This window comes from Zobellia sp. OII3 (assembly GCF_002211465.1).
Lineage (GTDB): Bacteria > Bacteroidota > Bacteroidia > Flavobacteriales > Flavobacteriaceae > Zobellia > Zobellia galactanivorans.
Map to the genome: position 1 here is coordinate 638,285 of NZ_MWRZ01000001.1, position 18,500 is coordinate 656,784.

Annotated in this window: 18 protein-coding genes; 17 read left to right on the forward strand and 1 reads right to left on the reverse strand. The window is 42.6% G+C overall.

Annotated features, from left to right (window positions below):
- Positions 1-13 precede the first annotated feature (13 nt).
- The gene (locus B4Q04_RS02665; protein WP_088695924.1) at positions 14-889 is read right to left on the reverse strand and encodes an aldo/keto reductase family oxidoreductase; all 876 of its coding nucleotides are present in this window, start codon (positions 887-889) and stop codon (positions 14-16) included.
- Between the two features lie 158 nt (positions 890-1,047).
- Here B4Q04_RS02665 and B4Q04_RS02670 point away from each other — a divergent pair, with 158 nt between their 5' ends.
- The 17 genes from B4Q04_RS02670 to B4Q04_RS02750 all read left to right on the forward strand — a co-directional run bounded on the left by B4Q04_RS02670 (position 1,048) and on the right by B4Q04_RS02750 (position 18,485).
- Positions 1,048-2,049, forward strand: a complete 1,002-nt coding sequence (locus tag B4Q04_RS02670) for an AAA family ATPase (protein WP_013992860.1) — start codon at positions 1,048-1,050, stop codon at positions 2,047-2,049.
- 88 nt (positions 2,050-2,137) lie between these two features.
- On the forward strand, positions 2,138-3,004 hold the full coding sequence (locus B4Q04_RS02675) for a DUF58 domain-containing protein (protein ID WP_088695925.1): 867 nt from the start codon (positions 2,138-2,140) through the stop codon (positions 3,002-3,004).
- Between the two features lie 80 nt (positions 3,005-3,084).
- Positions 3,085-4,668 (forward strand): BatD family protein, encoded by a 1,584-nt coding sequence (locus B4Q04_RS02680; protein ID WP_088696373.1) that lies wholly within the window; start codon positions 3,085-3,087, stop codon positions 4,666-4,668.
- On the forward strand, positions 4,669-5,667 hold the full coding sequence (locus B4Q04_RS02685; RefSeq protein WP_076453327.1) for a vWA domain-containing protein: 999 nt from the start codon (positions 4,669-4,671) through the stop codon (positions 5,665-5,667).
- A gap of 60 nt (positions 5,668-5,727) precedes the next feature.
- Positions 5,728-6,777, forward strand: a complete 1,050-nt coding sequence (locus B4Q04_RS02690) for a VWA domain-containing protein (RefSeq protein WP_088695926.1) — start codon at positions 5,728-5,730, stop codon at positions 6,775-6,777.
- Entirely contained in the window at positions 6,778-7,635 is an 858-nt protein-coding gene (locus B4Q04_RS02695) for a tetratricopeptide repeat protein (RefSeq protein ID WP_013992865.1), read from the forward strand. It abuts the gene before it with no gap.
- 38 nt (positions 7,636-7,673) lie between these two features.
- Positions 7,674-9,413 (forward strand): BatD family protein, encoded by a 1,740-nt coding sequence (locus tag B4Q04_RS02700; protein ID WP_088695927.1) that lies wholly within the window; start codon positions 7,674-7,676, stop codon positions 9,411-9,413.
- Between the two features lie 4 nt (positions 9,414-9,417).
- Positions 9,418-10,176 (forward strand): SH3 domain-containing protein, encoded by a 759-nt coding sequence (locus B4Q04_RS02705; protein ID WP_088695928.1) that lies wholly within the window; start codon positions 9,418-9,420, stop codon positions 10,174-10,176.
- Between the two features lie 59 nt (positions 10,177-10,235).
- Positions 10,236-10,532, forward strand: coding sequence for a hypothetical protein (locus tag B4Q04_RS02710; RefSeq protein WP_088695929.1), 297 nt, complete (start codon positions 10,236-10,238; stop codon positions 10,530-10,532).
- A 75-nt stretch (positions 10,533-10,607) separates the two neighbouring features.
- On the forward strand, positions 10,608-12,200 hold the full coding sequence (locus B4Q04_RS02715; RefSeq protein WP_088695930.1) for a SulP family inorganic anion transporter: 1,593 nt from the start codon (positions 10,608-10,610) through the stop codon (positions 12,198-12,200).
- 5 nt (positions 12,201-12,205) lie between these two features.
- Complete coding sequence (locus B4Q04_RS02720) at positions 12,206-13,054, forward strand: universal stress protein (protein ID WP_088695931.1); 849 nt, start codon at positions 12,206-12,208, stop codon at positions 13,052-13,054.
- Between the two features lie 14 nt (positions 13,055-13,068).
- Complete coding sequence (locus tag B4Q04_RS02725) at positions 13,069-13,695, forward strand: carbonic anhydrase family protein (protein ID WP_088695932.1); 627 nt, start codon at positions 13,069-13,071, stop codon at positions 13,693-13,695.
- Positions 13,696-13,794: 99 nt separating this feature from the next.
- Positions 13,795-14,421, forward strand: coding sequence for a carbonic anhydrase (locus B4Q04_RS02730; protein WP_088695933.1), 627 nt, complete (start codon positions 13,795-13,797; stop codon positions 14,419-14,421).
- 91 nt (positions 14,422-14,512) lie between these two features.
- Positions 14,513-16,393, forward strand: a complete 1,881-nt coding sequence (locus B4Q04_RS02735) for a SulP family inorganic anion transporter (protein WP_088695934.1) — start codon at positions 14,513-14,515, stop codon at positions 16,391-16,393.
- A gap of 78 nt (positions 16,394-16,471) precedes the next feature.
- Complete coding sequence (gene pheS, locus B4Q04_RS02740) at positions 16,472-17,491, forward strand: phenylalanine--tRNA ligase subunit alpha (protein ID WP_013992873.1); 1,020 nt, start codon at positions 16,472-16,474, stop codon at positions 17,489-17,491.
- 10 nt (positions 17,492-17,501) lie between these two features.
- Entirely contained in the window at positions 17,502-17,897 is a 396-nt protein-coding gene (locus B4Q04_RS02745; protein ID WP_088695935.1) for a hypothetical protein, read from the forward strand.
- A 105-nt stretch (positions 17,898-18,002) separates the two neighbouring features.
- On the forward strand, positions 18,003-18,485 hold the full coding sequence (locus B4Q04_RS02750) for a GbsR/MarR family transcriptional regulator (RefSeq protein WP_013992875.1): 483 nt from the start codon (positions 18,003-18,005) through the stop codon (positions 18,483-18,485).
- Positions 18,486-18,500: the final 15 nt, after the last annotated feature.

The window sequence follows — 18,500 nt, forward strand, 5'->3', positions numbered from 1 at the left end:
TTATTCTTTTCGTTTATGGTACTTCGTGTCCCTGGGCCGCCTCTAACAAGACAAACCAATCGGTCAGTTCCATTTCTATTTTTGTAGCCTCTATCGCCGCCGATAGGCGTGGTTTTGTAGTGGTACCTACTACCGGGTATACTTTTGAAGGATGCCTCATTACCCAAGCCAAAAGCAATTGGTCTTCAGTAGCCCCATATTTGGGCAACATAGGCTCCATTGCTCTTGAAACGCGCTTATACACCTCATCTTTTTCCCTAAAAAAGGAACCGAGCGGACTATAAGACATGACCATTCTCTTATTTACCAATGCATCATCGAGCGTACCGTCGTACATGGGCCCGTTATGGGTCAACGAAAACTCTATTTGATTTGCCGCAATGGGCGTTTCCGTTTCTATCAAAGCTATTTGCGATGACAAAAAATTAGACACCCCAAAGGCCCTGACCTTTCCTTGATCCTTTAATTTTACGATGGCCTCTGCCACGGCATCGGGCCGCATTAACGGACTGGGCCTATGCAAGAGAAGAAGGTCTAAATAATCGGTCCGCAGTTTTTTAAGCGATTGTTCCGCTGACCAAACGATGTATTCGGCATCATATTGATAGTGCTTCACCCGGTTGGGCCGGGCATCGGCATCGAGTTGGATACCGCACTTGGAAATCAACTGGATGTTTTCCCTAGAAATTCCAGCTTCGACAAAGGCCTTCCCGAAATCTTCTTCGGTCGTATACCCACCGTAAATATCGGCGTGGTCAAAAGTTGTGATTCCTACATTGACGCAGTGATTCATCACTTCGATCATTTCCGATTTTGAAAAACCTTTTCCCCAACTTCCCCAAGTCATAGTTCCCGCTATAACTTTAGAATAAAATTTGTTCTTTTGCATAGGTGCGTTAAATTAAAAAGAAATCCCTTAAAAACTTCACAAAAAGAGGGCTCGTACTTTTTTTTTAACCAATCGTTAACAGCTAAGCAACTAATAAATTTTCAATTTGCATGTCTATTCTAACAACAACCGACCCAAACCAAAATTTGTAGCGTTATATGGAAGAAAATACTACGGTAGATATTAATGCGGTAAACGAAAAAATTGCTCAGGAGAGCGCTTTTATCGACCTGTTGATATTAGAAATGAACAAAGTAATCGTTGGCCAAAAACACATGGTGGAACGCTTACTGATCGGACTTCTTGGTCAAGGCCACATTTTATTGGAAGGTGTACCCGGGCTTGCAAAAACCTTGGCGATCAACACCCTATCAAAGGCAGTTAAGGGCAGCTTCAGCAGAATTCAGTTTACGCCCGACCTTTTGCCTGCCGATGTAGTCGGTACCTTGATCTACAACATGAAGGAAAACGACTTTTCGATAAAGAAAGGTCCTATTTTCGCAAATTTCGTGCTGGCGGATGAAATTAACCGTGCCCCCGCAAAGGTACAATCGGCACTCTTGGAAGCCATGCAGGAAAAGCAGGTCACCATTGGCGACGAGACCTTTATACTGGACAAGCCGTTTTTGGTAATGGCCACGCAGAACCCCGTAGAGCAAGAAGGTACCTACCCCTTACCCGAAGCACAGGTCGACCGTTTTATGCTCAAGACGGTAATCGATTATCCGAAGCTAAACGAAGAACAAATGATCATGCGGCAGAATCTTCTAGGAGCCTACGAAACGGTAAGACCGGTAGTAAGCCTAGAACAGATACTAAGCGCCCAAAAAGCGGTACGTGATGTGTATATGGACGAAAAGATAGAGAAATACATTCTCGATATCGTTTTCGCCACACGATACCCAGAAAAATATAATTTGCCCGATTTAAAACCATTGATCAGCTTCGGTGCTTCCCCAAGGGGTAGTATCAACCTGGGCAATGCGGCAAAATGCTATGCCTTCATCAAGAGAAGGGGATATGTAGTCCCCGAAGATGTAAGGGCCGTGGTTCACGATGTGTTAAGGCACAGAATTGGTATCACCTACGAGGCCGAAGCAGAAAATATTACTTCCGAAGAAATCATCAACAAGATCGTTAACGAGATTGAAGTACCCTAAAAAGTGGGCAGTTGGCAGATGTGGTCGGTAGTATTTGACGTTTTGTCCCTACCCCTGAAACTGCTTGCTGAAAACTGTTTACTGAAGAATGGATACGAAAGAGCTACTTAAAAAAGTACGTAAGATCGAGATCAAGACACGGCGTCTTTCCGATCATATTTTCGGTGGGGAATACCACTCCACTTTTAAGGGTCGGGGTATGACCTTTAGCGAAGTACGCCAATACCAATTTGGCGATGACGTACGAAATATTGATTGGAACGTTACAGCGCGTTACAACGAACCCTACATCAAGGTTTTTGAAGAAGAACGCGAACTGACCATGATGCTTATGGTCGACATAAGTGGCTCTGAACATTTTGGCACGACCAATCAGTTCAAAAAAGATGTAATTACGGAAATATCGGCCACCTTGGCCTTCTCCGCCCTTCAGAACAACGACAAAGCAGGACTCATCCTGTTTTCCGATGAAGTAGAGCTGTATATTCCTCCTAAAAAAGGAAAAAGCCATGTGCTGCGGATTATTAGGGAATTGTTGGAATTCAAACCGAAAAGCAATCGTACGAACGTTGCCGAAGCCTTGAAGTTTTTGAGCAGCGTAATGAAGAAAAAAGCGATTGTTTTTGTACTATCCGACTTTATTGCCGAAGACTATGAAAGGACCTTGAAGATCTCAGGGAACAAGCACGACCTTACGGGCATCAGGGTTTTTGATGAACGCGAAGAGAACATACCTAATTTAGGTATGGTACAAATGCAGGATGCCGAAACCGGCAAGATAAGATTGGTAAACACCCAATCTAAAAGAGTACGTATGGCCTATGGCGAATACTACCGGCAGCGTGTCAATTACTTCAAGGAAACGTTCACGAAATCGGGCTGTGGCGTGTTGGATTGTAGGGTCGACGAAAGTTATGTAAAAAAATTATTGGGCTATTTTAAGCGCAGAGGCTAATGCTAAAAAATTACTTGCTAAACCAAAGAAATAACAAACTATTGCCCATAAGGCGATTCACCTTGCTATGCTTTTTGTTGATGGCTTTTTCAGCATTCTCCCAAAAAAGCCCCAAGGTAAGCACCGAGGTCGATACCACGTCGATTAAAATTGGCGAACAGGTCAGATTTACCGTTACCGTCGAGGCCGACACTACGGCCCAGGTTATTTTTCCCGAAGGCCAGACCTTTTCGCCCTTGGAAACCGTAGAAGCCTTTGCTACCGATACAACACGGCAGAACGACCGAATGACCCTGCAAAAAATCTACGCCCTTACCCAATTTGATTCGGGATCGTACAAAATACCGGCCCAACGTATAGACATTAACGGCAACGGTTTCTTGACCGACTCCACCACGACCATCAATGTAGCCAATGTAGCGGTAGATACCTTGGCGCAAAAGATGTACGACATCAAACCTTTAATGGAGGTTGAAAAAAGCAACGCTAAACTATGGCTATGGATTCTAGGCGTTCTTTTAGGCCTATTGCTTATAGGTGCCCTAGTATATTGGTTCTTCTTTAAGAAAAAGCCCTTGACCGAGGAGGAGAAAGTGGCGTTGTTACCCCCTTATGACCGTGCCCTCTTAGAGCTAAAAAAACTGGAAAACTCGAGATATATCATTCAAGACGAGTACAAGCAGTACTACTCCGAACTTACCGACATTGTCCGTTCTTACCTAGAGGAAGATGTTCACGTTTCGGCCTTGGAGAGTACTACCGATGAACTGATCAATAAACTTGAGCTACTTAAAGATGCGGGCGAACTTCAAATTGAAGACGACACCTTACTTCAGTTCAAACGCATTCTACAGACTGCGGATTTAGTAAAATTTGCCAAATCAAAACCCGAAAGTTCCGTAGCCGAACAAGACCGCAAGGCCATAGAGGAAATCGTAATAAAAACACATGAGGCCTTACCTGAACCCACGGAAGAAGAATTGATGGAACAGGAGGAATTCAAGGAGGAACTCGAAAGGAAGAAGCAGAAGAAAAAAATAGTCTATGCCAGTTTGGCCCTTTTTGGCCTTCTTGTAATCGGCACATCGGCCGTTACCGCGTATTACGGTTTCACCTATGTAAAAGACACCCTTTTGGGGCATCCGACCAAAAAACTCCTGGAAGGCGAATGGGTAGCGAGTTCATATGGTTATCCACCGATCAACCTAGAGACACCCCACGTACTGAAAAGACAGGAGACCAAGCTCAGTCCAGAAATGAAGGCCAACATAAAAGACCTTCAAATGTTCTCATACAGTAATACGGAAAGCTTGTTTACCGTTGGTGCTAGCTCGACCACCTTGACCCAAGAAGTAGAACCCGAATTCAACAAATCGATTGAGTCATTCATAGAAAACCTTGAAAAACAAGGTGCAAAGAACATTATTACCAAACAGGAAGAGTTCACCACCTTGACCGGTGTAAAGGGCATTAAGGTTTTCGGTAGCGGAAAGTTCCCCATACCCCAGTCGAAAGAGCTTGTAGACGGAAAATATGCCATTTTGCTATTTGGCGGAAAAGGCTTCCAACAACAGGTTATTCTAAATTGGTTGGACGGAGACACCTATGCACAAAAAATTGTCGATCGTATTTTAGGTTCGGTCGAAGTAAAAACGGAATTATAGATGTTGGATAACGTAACCTTTGCAAATCCGGAATTCTTTTGGTTGCTACTTTTGCTTCCGTTGGCCATCTTGTGGTATTTCTACAAGCGCAACGAGCATGTAGCCTCTCTAAAGATTCCGACCATACAGGGTTTTGGCCATACGGATGTTCTTTCTAAACTAAAACCTTTGTTGTTCATTCTACGTCTTCTGGCCTTGACGGCGGTTATAGTAGCCATGGCGAGACCGCAGACCGAGGATATTTCCACCAAAACAAAAACGACCAAGGGTATCGACATTGTCATGGCCATCGATGTCTCATCAAGTATGTTGGCCAGAGACCTCAAGCCCAATCGCTTGACCGCCCTAAAAGAAGTAGCGGCCGAATTTATCAAGGAACGGCCCAACGACCGTATCGGTCTGGTTGCCTATGCCGCCGAAGCCTATACAAAGACCCCGATTACCAGTGACAAATCAATCGTCTTAAGGGCATTAAAAGAAATTACATATGGGCAGTTGAACGACGGTACGGCCATAGGCATGGGACTGGCCACATCGGTCAACCGCCTGAAAGAAAGCAAGGCTTCCAGTAAAATCATCATCCTGCTCACCGACGGGGTGAACAACTCTGGTTTTATTGAACCGCAGACCGCCGCCGACTTGGCCACGGAATTCGGCATCAAGACCTACACCATAGGTCTAGGCACCAACGGAAACGCACTTTCCCCCATTGCCTACAACAGCGATGGTTCATTCCGCTACGGTATGCGCCAAGTGGAAATCGACGAAGATTTGCTAAAAGATATTGCAAAAGTTACGGGAGGAAAGTATTTTAGGGCTACGGATAACCAAAAGTTAGAAGCTATATACGACGAAATCAACAAGCTTGAAAAAACCGAAATAGAAGAATTTAAATATTACAAGTACGAGGAAAAATTTAGGCCTTGGATATTTTTGGCAATGGCCTTGTTAGTGTTCGAATGGCTACTCAGAAATACACTTTTTAGAAGTTTTATCTAAGCACGTCCTTTTGAAACCCCATCGTACCTCACTGAATTTTAGAAAACGAACAGAACAAGAATGATTCAATTAGACGAAAAGATTTACTTTTATTTGCTGACCGTTATACCGGTCATTGTCGTCTTGTTCATTGTGGTTCAACTTTGGAAGAAGCGAACCCAAAACAAATTTGCCGATAGCCAATTGCTCAAGCGGCTGTCACCTGACAAATCTACATTTAAATCGACCCTTAAGCTTTTGTTTTTCCTTTTGGGCCTAACTTTTCTCACCCTCGGATTGGTCAATCCGAAAATTGGCACGAAATTGGAGACGGTAAAACGCGAAGGTGTCGATGTCGTTTTTGCGGTAGACGTCTCTAAGAGTATGTTGGCCGAAGACATAGCGCCCAACCGTTTGGAAAAGGCCAAACGCTTGGTATCCGAGATCATAAACCAATTGGCGAGCGACCGGATCGGTATTATCGCCTATGCCGGGCAAGCCTTTCCCCAATTGCCCATTACCACTGATTACGGTGCGGCAAAAATGTTCTTGCAAAGCATGAACACCGACATGCTTACATCCCAAGGAACGGCCATCAACGAGGCCATTGAACTGGCCACTACGTTCTATAACGATGAAGAGCAGACCAACAGGGTATTGTTCATTATATCCGATGGCGAGGACCATTCGGAAGGCAATACCAAAGACGCTGTAGAAAAAGCAGTAGAAGAGGAAGGTATCCGCATATTTACCATCGGCGTAGGAAAGGCCAAGGGAGCACCCATTCCCATAAAACGCAATGGCGTGGTCGAGAGCCTTAAAAAGGATGCCCAAGGCGAAGTGGTCATTACAAAATTGAACGAAGAGGTACTCATCGATATTGCCGAAGAAGGCAACGGAGAGTATATAGACGGTACAAATACCGAAGCTGCGGTAGAAAGAATAACAGAACAACTGTTACAAATGGACAAAAAGGAATTTGAAGCCAAACAGTTTGCCGAATTCAAAGACCAGTTTCAATGGTTCTTAGGCATTGGCCTTTTATTCTTGATTTTAGATGTCTTTATTTTAGAGAAACGTACAAAGTGGCTTGCAAAGCTGAATTTGTTTAACGAAAAAGAGATAGAATAGATGAAACATTCACTTATACTGGTATTGTTCTGCATCGGTTTCGTTTCTTTTGCACAGGATGGGGAAAAAGAACGCGCAAAGGCCCTTGACGAATCGAGAAACTTGACCTGGGAGGCCAACAAGGCCCTTTCGGAAGACAATTTTATAGAAGCCGAGGCCGATTATAGAAAGGCCATTGCCAAAAGCGACGAAAATTCGGCCGCACCCTACAATTTAGGAAATGCCTACTACGCCAAAGAAACCTATAGCGAAGCTTTCGGACGCTTTAAACAAGCCGGTGAACTCGCTACGGACAAGGCAGACAAACACCGCGCCTACCACAACATGGGCAATGTGTTCATGAAAAGAAAGGAATATCAAAAAGCGATAGAGGCCTACAAAGAAGCCCTTCGAAACGACCCTACCGACGACGAAACACGTTACAATCTGGCCTTGGCCAAAAAAATGCTCGAAAAAGAACAAGAGCAGAACGACCAAAACCAAGACAATAAAGACCAGCAGGACAAAAACGACCAAAAAGACCAGAACGAAGACAAGAAAGAGGGCGACAACAAAGAAGACAACCAAGACCAAGATAAAGAAAACGAAGGCGACAAGGGAGACGAGGGCGACGAGAACGAAGAACAGAAAGACGAAAACAAAGAGGGTGAAGGCGATGAAAAGGAAGAACAGAAAAAGCAGCCCGAACAAGGAGATAAGCCCCAAGAACAGCAACAACAGCCCAGGCCTAACCAGTTAAGCAAACAACAGATCCAAAATTTGTTGGAGGCCATGCAAAACGAAGAGAAAAAAGTTCAAGAAAAAATAGACGCCCAAAAAGTAAAAGGTGTTAAGGTTAAAAACGAAAAAGATTGGTAAAAAGCGCTTTACATAGAAATCTGATTGCAATCATCGCTATGCTGCTCGTCGTTTTTTCGATGAACGCACAAGACGATGCCGTTACCTTTGAAATGAAACTCAGCAAGGAGAAGCTGGGCATCAACGAACGCTTACGGGTCGATTTCACCATGAACAAAGACGGTGACAATTTCAATCCTCCCGACTTTGAAGGATTCCGGGTGCTCATGGGACCTTCACAATCGATAAGTTCGTCATGGATCAATGGGGTACGCAGCTATTCAAAAACATACTCCTACACTTTGGCACCCACCACTAGGGGAACCGTAACCATTAAGCAGGACTCTATTGTCATCGCGGGAAAAACCTACAAGTCCCTTCCCAAAAAGGTAGAGGTAACCGCGGCCGTTGACAAGCCCAGTGACGAGATGACCGTAGACGATGTGGCCGACGAAAGCCTTCACCTTGTGGCCGAAGTATCTAAAACGGACCCCTATCTTAACGAAGGCCTTAGCGTAGTCTACAAACTTTATGTGAGTCCTTCCATAAGCGTATCGAACTATCAACCGCTCGACAACCCCAAATACAACAACTTTTGGAGCCAAGACATTCCGGTTTCAAGACCCGTGGCGGAAAATGGCACCTACAAGGGCAAACCCTATCGTTACGTAGTATTAAAGCGCGTGGTATTATATCCCCAGAAATCGGGTAAATTAGAAATAGAACCGCTTTCGCTGGAAGTTACGGTAGACGTACCCACCAACAAACGCGATTTTTTCGGAGGACGTATCTATACCCAAACGAACAAAACCGTTTCTGCGGGAAAACGCACCATCAATGTAAAGCCACTGCCCGAAAAAGGGAAGCCGGTCAACTTTAGTGGTGCCGTAGGTAGTTTTGATTTTTCGGTAAGCACCAGCAAAACCACTTTGAACGCTTCAGAATCCTTACAAGCGAAGGTAGAAGTGAGCGGTAAGGGAAACCTAAAGCTCTTTCAACTTCCCGAGCCGAACCTACCCAGCGCATTGGAAGTTTACGAACCTGAGTTCAACGAGAACGTACGCACCACCCTATCGGGATCACAGGGCAAGGTGAGCAACAACTATACTATCGTTCCTTCGTTTAAGGGGAAATACCCTATACCGAGCATATCGTTCACCTATTTTGACCCCAAAGCAAAAACGTACAAGACCCTTACCTCCGATGAGATCTTGATCAATGTAAAAGAGGGACCGACCAATTCAAGTATCGGGACTGCCGTAGCGACAGGAGGTCAAAAACAGGCCGTTACCGTCGGGAACCAATTCAACTTCCTGAAGCTGAACCCGAACCTGTCACCTATAAAATCAAATTTCTTTTTTGGTTCCACCCAATATTATCTTTGGTTACTACTACCGTTGATATTGATTCCTATTGCCATAATACTAGGTAAAAAACGGGAGGCCATCGCCAGTGATGTCGTGGGGAACAAGGTACGTAAAGCGAACAAACTTGCCCGGAAATACCTTTCTAAGGCCAAAAAGGAACTTGGCAACAAAGAAGGCTTTTACATCGCCCTCGAGAAGGCCTTGCACAATTATTTAAAGGCTAAGCTAAAGATAGAGACATCGGAATTCAGCAAAGATAAAATTGCCACCTTGCTCAACGAAAAACAAGTTGATGACACTACGAACGATGGCTTTATCGCCTTGCTGAAGAATTGCGAAATGGCCCGTTACAGTCCTTTTTCAGAGGTACAGATGCAGCATGATTACGATAAGGCCAGTGAGGTAATCTCACATCTAGATAAACAATTATAATAAAGTGAGACAGATATTTTTCATAGTAATAGCTTTTGTGACCCTTACGGTGTCAGGCCAGAACAAGGCATTGTTCGACCAGGCCACCGAAGCCTATAACGTGGGCGAATATCAAAGAGCGGTAGACAGCTACTTAGAGATATTGCAGAACGGGCAACACTCTGCGGAACTCTATTACAATTTAGGCAACGCCTATTACAAGCTCAACCAAATTGCCCCGAGTATCTACTATTATGAGAAGGCCCTTTTGCTAAAACCCAATGATAGCGAAATAAAGAACAATCTGGGCTATGCCCAAAATATGACATTAGATGCCATAGACCGTATGCCGGCCACAGGGCTTACAAAGATCTACGACAGTTCGATCGGCATTCTCTCTTTTGACCAATGGGCCTATGCCTCCATTGTTTTTATGATACTCTTTGTACTGCTGTACATCGCTTTCTACTATTTTCACTATTCTTCGAGAAAACGATTGGCCTTTATTTTCAGTATGATCTCGCTTTTAGCCATGCTCACCTCGGTCGTGTTCGCCTTTTTGCAACACAGTGAATTCGAGGCCGACGACCCCGCCATTGTCTTTGCAAAAGAGGCCAGCGTAAAATCCGAACCCAATAAAAGAAGCCTTGAAGCGTTTACACTACATGAGGGCACCAAAGTCAATGTTCTAGAAGAACTCAACGACTGGAAAAAGATTCGCATTCCTGACGGTACTACAGGTTGGATTCAGACTGAGGACATAAAAATCTTAAAAGATTTTTAATATTTCCTTAACGAGGATTAAAAAGGTTGGTGTTATATTTGCGTTTGTTACAAACTTCTATGAAAATTTTTGCTCGTTTTCTTTTGCTTTCTTTTTGGCTATTTGCCATTACGGCTCCGAGCGTCATAACCTTACTAGATGTTGACAACCCAATTATTGTAACGAACCTCAATGAAGAGGAGCAACAAGAAACTGGCAAAAAATCTCCGTTAGAAGAAAAATTCGTAAACGATAATTACTTCAACTTTTCCCTGATAGCACTGTCAGAGCAGACAACTATGGGCCATTATTACATGATGGGCTATATAGATTTCACTCTTGACATTATTCTTCCTCCACCTGAACATATTAGTTAATCTTTTCAGACAATTTATTTCGATTAGCTAAAAACTTGTCCTCGATTTTCATTGGGGACGAAACTATTTTATTATATGTTCAAAAATTTAAAAAGCGACCTTCCCGCAAGTGTCGTAGTATTCTTTGTGGCCCTACCCCTATGTTTGGGTATAGCCTTAGCCAGTGGCGCCCCTTTGTTTTCGGGCTTAATTGCCGGTATAATTGGTGGTATCTTTGTTGGAGCACTTAGTGGTTCAAAAATTGGTGTAAGTGGTCCGGCGGCAGGATTAGCCGCAATAGTATTGACCGCTATTGGTACTTTAGGAGGTTTTGAAAACTTTTTGGTTGCCGTAGTTCTAGGTGGAGCTATCCAGATGATATTTGGGATTTTAAAAGCAGGTATCATAGGATATTATTTTCCGTCTTCGGTAATTAAAGGAATGCTTACCGGTATAGGTATCATTATCATACTAAAACAAATTCCACATTTTTTTGGTTATGACCCTGATCCAGAAGGAGATTGGGCCTTTTTTCAAGTAGATGGAGAAAATACCTTCTCAGAAATTTTCAATACCATTAATAATATTAGCCCAGGCGCTACATTGGTTGCTATCATTGGGTTGTCTATTTTATTATTATGGGACAAGGTACTTTCCAAAAAAGGAAGAATTTTTCAATTGATTCAAGGGCCTTTGGTTGCCGTTGCAGTAGGAATTATCTTTTTCATAGTAACTCAAAATAGCGAGGTATTGGCTATTTCTACAAATCATTTGGTAAGCGTACCAATTCCTGAGGATGCGGCCTCATTCTTAGGGCAGTTCAGTTTCCCTAATTTTTCAGCCATTACAAATCCCGAGGTTTGGATTACTGCTTTCACCATTGCCTTAGTAGCCAGTCTTGAGACTTTATTATGTGTTGAGGCTACTGACAAGTTAGATCCTCAAAAGAACGTGACACCTACAAACCGTGAATTGCTTGCTCAAGGAGCAGGTAACGTATTATCTGGTTTAATAGGAGGGCTTCCTATCACTCAGGTTATTGTTCGTAGCTCGGCCAACATACAATCAGGAGGAAAATCAAAGATGTCAGCTATTCTACACGGTATTCTTTTATTGATTTCTGTTATCCTTATTCCAAAGTTATTGAACATGATTCCTTTGTCCGTATTGGCGGCCATTCTTTTTATAGTTGGTTACAAACTGGCAAAGCCTGCCCTTTTTGCAAAAATGTATAAATTAGGTTGGAAGCAATTTGTTCCTTTTTCAGTTACGGTAGCAGGAATTGTATTTACAGATTTGCTTGTTGGAATTAGCCTAGGTTTAGCCGTTGGTGTGGTAGTTATTTTAATCAAGAGTTACCAGAACTCACACTTTCTACATATTGAAGATGTTAGTAACGGAAAACATAGAATAAAAATGACCCTTGCGGAAGAAGTGACCTTTTTTAACAAAGGCGTCATTCTTAAAGAGCTTGACAGCTTACCAAGAGATACCTATTTAGAACTAAATTTACTTAAAACAAGATACCTTGATTTAGATATTATAGAAATTCTAGAAGATTTCTCCATAAAGGCCAAAGAGCGAAACATAGACATTCAACTCGTTTCAAAACGAGGTGCAGTAGAAAACCCAACAAGTTTTATTGAGTTTTTTAAGACAAGACCTAAATCTAAACTAAGTTTAAGTTAAGCGCTATGAAAGAAAACAAATATAAAGTAGCCTTATTCTCAGATTTGGGAGATGGCATGCATAACCTTTTAAAGAGCTCGGTTAGCCTAGCTAAAATGGTAGATGGCGAGATAGAGGTTTTTAATGTGAGGAAGCCTACTGATATTATTGAAAAAGACAATCAACTATCGGCTATTCGGACTATAAATCGTGAATACATCTTAACCGATAAGCGAATGAAAAACATATTATCGCCTATCTCTAAAGATTACGGAGTGAACATTAGCTACTCAAGTACCTTTGGCAACGTAAAAACCGAAATTGAACGGTATTTAGCTAAAAACAATCCGGACATTATAGTCCTTGGTAGGAGAAAAACGAGAATTTTCAGTAGAATAGATGATAGGATTGCTAATTATGTTCTAACCATCTTTAAAGGCTCCGTAATGATTGTCTCTGAAGAAAATGGCCTAGAACCAGATATGAAGATTGGCATTGGAACACTAAACTGTTCCAAAGAATCATCTAGTTCTTCCTTTCCTGAAGCCCTTTTTGCTTATACGGACAGCCCATTAACGTCTTTTAACATTGTAGACGGCTCTCACACAAAGCAACAACAATCTCAGCAATTTTTGGGACAGAAGACTGTGGAATACGTATTTGACTACAATGAAAATACGTTGAAGAAACTTCCAACTTATTTATCTAAGAGTAATATTAACCTATTATTCGTAGAGAGAAAAAAGAAGGAAAAAGAAAGCACTTCTTCACCATTAGCCATGTATGACAAAGTAAAGAAACTAGGAATTACCCTTATGATTGCCGGCGAAAAACGCCTGCATCTCAAATATCAAAATATTTTAAAAATAGCATAATTAAATAGATAAATATGAAAGCACATACTAAGGAGACACAAGCAACGATGACTCCGGAAAAAGCGTTAAACTTTTTACAAGAAGGTAACCAACGCTTTCAAAACAACCTGAAAGCCAACAGAAATCTCTTAGAACAGGTAAACGATACCAGTGAAGGTCAATTTCCCTTTGCAACCATCTTGAGTTGTATCGATTCGAGGGTTTCCGCAGAATTGGTCTTCGACCAGGGCCTTGGTGATATTTTCAGCATCCGTATTGCCGGTAACTTCGTAAACGAAGATATTTTGGGCAGTATGGAATTCGGTTGCAAACTAGCCGGCACCAAATTGATCGTTGTTTTGGGCCACACCAGTTGCGGGGCCATAAAAGGGGCTTGCGATCATGCTAGATTGGGCAACTTAACCGCTTTAATCAACAAAATAGAGCCAGCAGTTGAAGCTGTTAAAGAACCAACGGACGAAAGCTTGCGAAATTCAAAAAACCTTGATTTTGTAGATAAAGTTTCTGAAAAGAATGTACTCTTAACAATAGAGAATATTCGTAAAAACAGTTCTGTACTGACAGAAATGGAAGATAAAGGAGAAATCAAGATTGTTGGCGCCATGTACGACATATCTAATGGCGAAGTAACTTTCTACTAGTATATTGAGGACCAGGTAAATACAAAAAGGCCAGTGATGGCATTGGCCTTTTTTAAAATATTACCGTAGAATTAGCCTTATTTTGTAAAAAATAAAACTATGAACCTAGAAACTGTTTTTGAGAACAACGAAAGATGGATTGCTGAAAAACTGGAAACTAGTTCTGATTATTTTAAAGAATTGGCCACGGGTCAAAACCCTGAGTTATTATATATTGGTTGTTCAGATAGCAGGGTTACCGCAGAAGAGGTTATGGGCGCCAAGCCGGGCGAGGTGTTCGTGCATCGCAACATCGCGAATATGGTAATCAGTATAGACCTTAACGTTCTCTCGGTGGTAAAGTATGCCGTAGATTACTTGAAAGTAAAACATATCATCGTTTGTGGACATTACGCCTGCGGAGGGGTCAAAGCCGCCATGCAGTCGGCAGATTTAGGTGTCTTGAACCCATGGCTACGTAATATACGCGATGTATACCGCCTTCATAAAGAAGAACTCAACGCCATTGAAGACGAGACCAAAAAATACGATCGGTTGGTTGAACTGAACGTAAAGGAACAATGCGTAAACCTAATCAAAACGGCCGTGGTGCAAAAAGCATTTCGCGATCACGGGTTGAAAGTACACGGATGGATATTTGACGTCCATACCGGAAAATTGATAGATCTAAAAATAGACTTTGAAGGCTATCTCAAAAACATTATGGAAATCTATCATTTAGATTGATCCATATCATTCGGTAGGGGCCAAAACGTTGAACAGGCCCATACATTCGAAAGCAAAATATATACTAATCATCAGCATTAAAAGTAATTGTATGAAAAATCTTTTCTCAAACTTTAAAGGAGACCTATTTGGGGGCATAACGGCAGGTATCGTTGCCCTTCCCTTGGCATTGGCCTTTGGTGTAAGTTCAGGTCTCGGACCCAGTGCCGGACTCTACGGCGCTATTTTTATTAGTTTTTTTGCCGCCCTTTTCGGTGGTACACCCACCCAAATTTCGGGGCCCACGGCTCCCATGACGGCCGTAAGTATGGTCGTCATAGCGGGAATTATCGCCATAAACGATGGTAGTCTCGAAAAGGCGGTACCCGCCATCTTGACCGTATTTTTATTGGCCGGACTTATGCAAATCGGCCTTGGTGTGCTCGGCATAGGAAAATACATCCGCTACATTCCGTATCCGGTAGTTTCCGGTTTTATGACCGCTATCGGTGTTATCATTTTAGTTACCCAGATATTGCCTGCAGTAGGCTATTACCCTAATGAGGATAAAGAGTTCGTAGATCAGTACAAACCAATGGCCGAAGAACTTATATTGGAGAATATTCTAAAGGAGGAAGCCGGGGAGGGCATTCTCGTTCTAGAAGATTTCGAGGAGACCATTAAACGCGCGGAGACCATAACCCAAGAGGAAATGCTCAAAGAAGCCAGTACTTTGGCAAAAAGTGAAGCTTCAGGCGTATTAGGGGCCCTTAAAGTTATGCCCAGAGCTTTGCAAAACATCAATTGGCTAGAGTTTATCTTGGCCCTTTCCACGATTATCATTATTTATGGTTTCAAAAAAATAACTACCGCCATACCGAGTGCTTTGGTAGCACTTATCGTAGTTTCCGGCGTAGCCTATGGTTTCGGCTTGAACTATAGACCCATTGAAGAAATTCCAAGTGGTTTTCCCGTACCCAACCTCGGCATCTTTACCAACTTTGATCTCAACTCGGTAACCCCTTACATCTTTACCGCCTTAACATTGGCCCTACTGGGGGCCATCGACTCCTTATTGACCTCTGTGGTGGCCGATAACATGACCAAGACCAAGCACCAACCCAACAAGGAATTGGTAGGTCAGGGAATAGGAAATACTATTGCGGCCATATTTGGCGGAATCCCAGGAGCGGGCGCAACTATCCGTACCGTTGTCAACATTAATGCCGGTGGTAAGACCAAGTTATCCGGTATGGTGGCCGGTGTTCTGCTATTGGTCGTTCTTTTGGCCTTAGGTCCGGTCGCATCACAGATACCTGCCGCCGTACTTGCCGGTATTCTTGTAACCGTGGGTATAGGGGTAATGGATTATAAAGGATTGAAAGCGATACCTAGTTTACCAAAAGACATGAGTCTAGGACCGATCAAATTCAGTTCCGAAGTAGTGATTATGATTATTGTATTGGTTCTTTCTTCCGTTTGGAACTTGGTATACGCCGTAGGTGTAGGCCTGGTCATAGCTTCCTTAATGTTCATGAAGAAGATGGGCGACCTTACCGCAGAACGCTCGGATGTAAAATCATTGGAAAAAGAACAAGGTTGGGCAGATGAAGCCCGTTTCCCCCAAAACCTAAAAGAATCGGTTTTTATCAAACACCTTAAAGGCCCCTTGTTCTTTGGATCTACCAGCGAATTTCAAATACTGGCCGACCAAATACCGCGTAGCGCCTCAACAGTAATCATTCGTATGGACCGTATGCAGTATATGGATCAATCAGGACTCTACACGTTAGAAGACGTATTGATCGACCTGCACAACTCAAAAATTGAGGTATTGTTCGTAGACGTACTGAAGCAACCGCGTTACATGATGGAACGGGTAGACCTTATACCCGATTTAATACCCACGGAACACATTTTCGACACCTTTGACGACTGTATACAGTACTTGGAACAGAAGACTATAGCACCGAAAGTTGAAGCCGCGTTGTAGAATTTAGACCAATTTATGATGAATTATGTATTCGGTAATGCCGCAAATGTCCTAAATTTGCGGCATTAGCCGAACATCATGATCGATACCATAAAAAAGCACATTACAGAGGTAGAAAAATTTACCGCTACCAACAAGGAAGAACTCGAAAGCTTCCGTATCAAATACTTAGGTAAAAAGGGACTTTTAAATGATTTCTTCGCAGAATTCAAAAACGTTCCCAATGAGCAGAAAAAAGAATTCGGTCAGACCATAAACCAGTTAAAACAGGCCGCCAACGAAAAGCTCAATACCTTACGTGACGCCCTTGAAAGCAAAAGCGACGAAAAAGGCATCTACGGTGATTTGACACGGCCGGGCGAACCCATAGAACTGGGTGCACGCCACCCTATATCTATAGTCAAGAACCAAATTATAGAGATTTTCTCAAGAATAGGTTTCAACGTTTCCGAAGGCCCAGAAATCGAAGACGATTGGCACAACTTTACAGCCTTGAACTTGCCCGAATACCATCCGGCAAGGGATATGCAGGATACTTTCTTCATTCAAACCGATCCCGATATATTGTTGCGTACCCACACCTCTTCGGTTCAAGTACGTTACATGGAAAACAACACCCCCCCAATCCGTACCATATCACCGGGTAGGGTATACCGTAACGAAGCTATTTCCGCGCGTTCGCACTGTTTTTTCCATCAGGTGGAAGGCTTGTATATCGACAAGGATGTTTCCTTTGCCGACCTAAAGCAAACCCTGCAATATTTTACTACCGAACTTTTCGGAAAATCGAAAATCAGGTTACGTCCTTCATACTTTCCGTTTACCGAGCCCAGCGCCGAGGTAGATGTGTATTGGGGATTAGAAACCGAAACCGATTATAAAATGACCAAAGGCACTGGATGGCTAGAGATCATGGGCTGTGGTATGGTAGACCCAAACGTACTCGACAATTGCGGAATCGACTCAAAGGAGTACTCCGGATTTGCTTTCGGAATGGGCATCGACCGTATCGCGCTTCTCTTACACCAAATTTCGGACATTCGCCTGTTGAGCGAAAACGATGTTCGCTTCCTTGAACAGTTCAAAAGTGCACTGTAATTTTATCTAGGTGAAAAAAGATATAGAGATACCTATTGCCAAAGACGTTCACGTTGCGGTTGTTCGGGAGTGGAACGAAGAGTTTCTCTCCAAAGACTGGAACGCCTATATTCTAAACAACCGTACCGACGCCATAGAAATGACCATTGTAGTCTCAAAGGGCTATGACGACGAACGCAAAACTTCGACCATGCGCCATGGCCTAGGCCTCATTGCAGCCAAGTCTTTTGCTAAGATAGAGGTGCTACAAGAAGACATCCTTGCCCTTGACAATGAGTTTTTCGTTACTTTCTTTGCCGAGGGAAAGCTTTTTGAAAAACGCTTCGTGTTTCCCAAGAACACGATAAACGAAAGGGATCTACAACCCATTCCCCTTATCGATTTAGAAGGTATACTTCCTCGCTAAACCACACCTCTTAACGAATATTTAACCCTCTTTTAGAAAATTTAAGTTCTTTTGGTTTGTTTGATACCGAACTAATACTACCTTTGCCCTTTCAATTTTTTAATTATGGACAAAGAAGAATGCAAACAGATATTGATCGAGGAACTAGGGGTTCACTTTGAATTTGAATATTCCCTACCTCCTTTGGCCGCTAGAATCTTTGCAAATTTAGTGGTAACCGAGGAAGAAGGCCTCACTTTTGACGACTGCTTGACCAAAAGAGGTGCAAGCAAAAGCTCTATTTCCACGTCATTGAACTTATTACAACAAACTGGATTTATAAATTATTTCACCAAATCGGGTGACCGGAAACGCTATTTTAAAGTAGCGGAGAAAGATGCCTTTTTTATCAAGAAGTTAAATCAAACGCTCAAAAAAATAGAGAATGAGTCTCAGATGATAGAAAAAGTTGCGGAATATAATAAAGTCCACAACCCACAAAAACATGAAGAAAACAAAGAGAAAAAACGCATCTACATGAAATGCCTGGAAGACACCCGTGAAATTTATAGAAAGACAATCGCCGATTTGAAAAACCTAAAACAATAATTTTTTTACCATTTT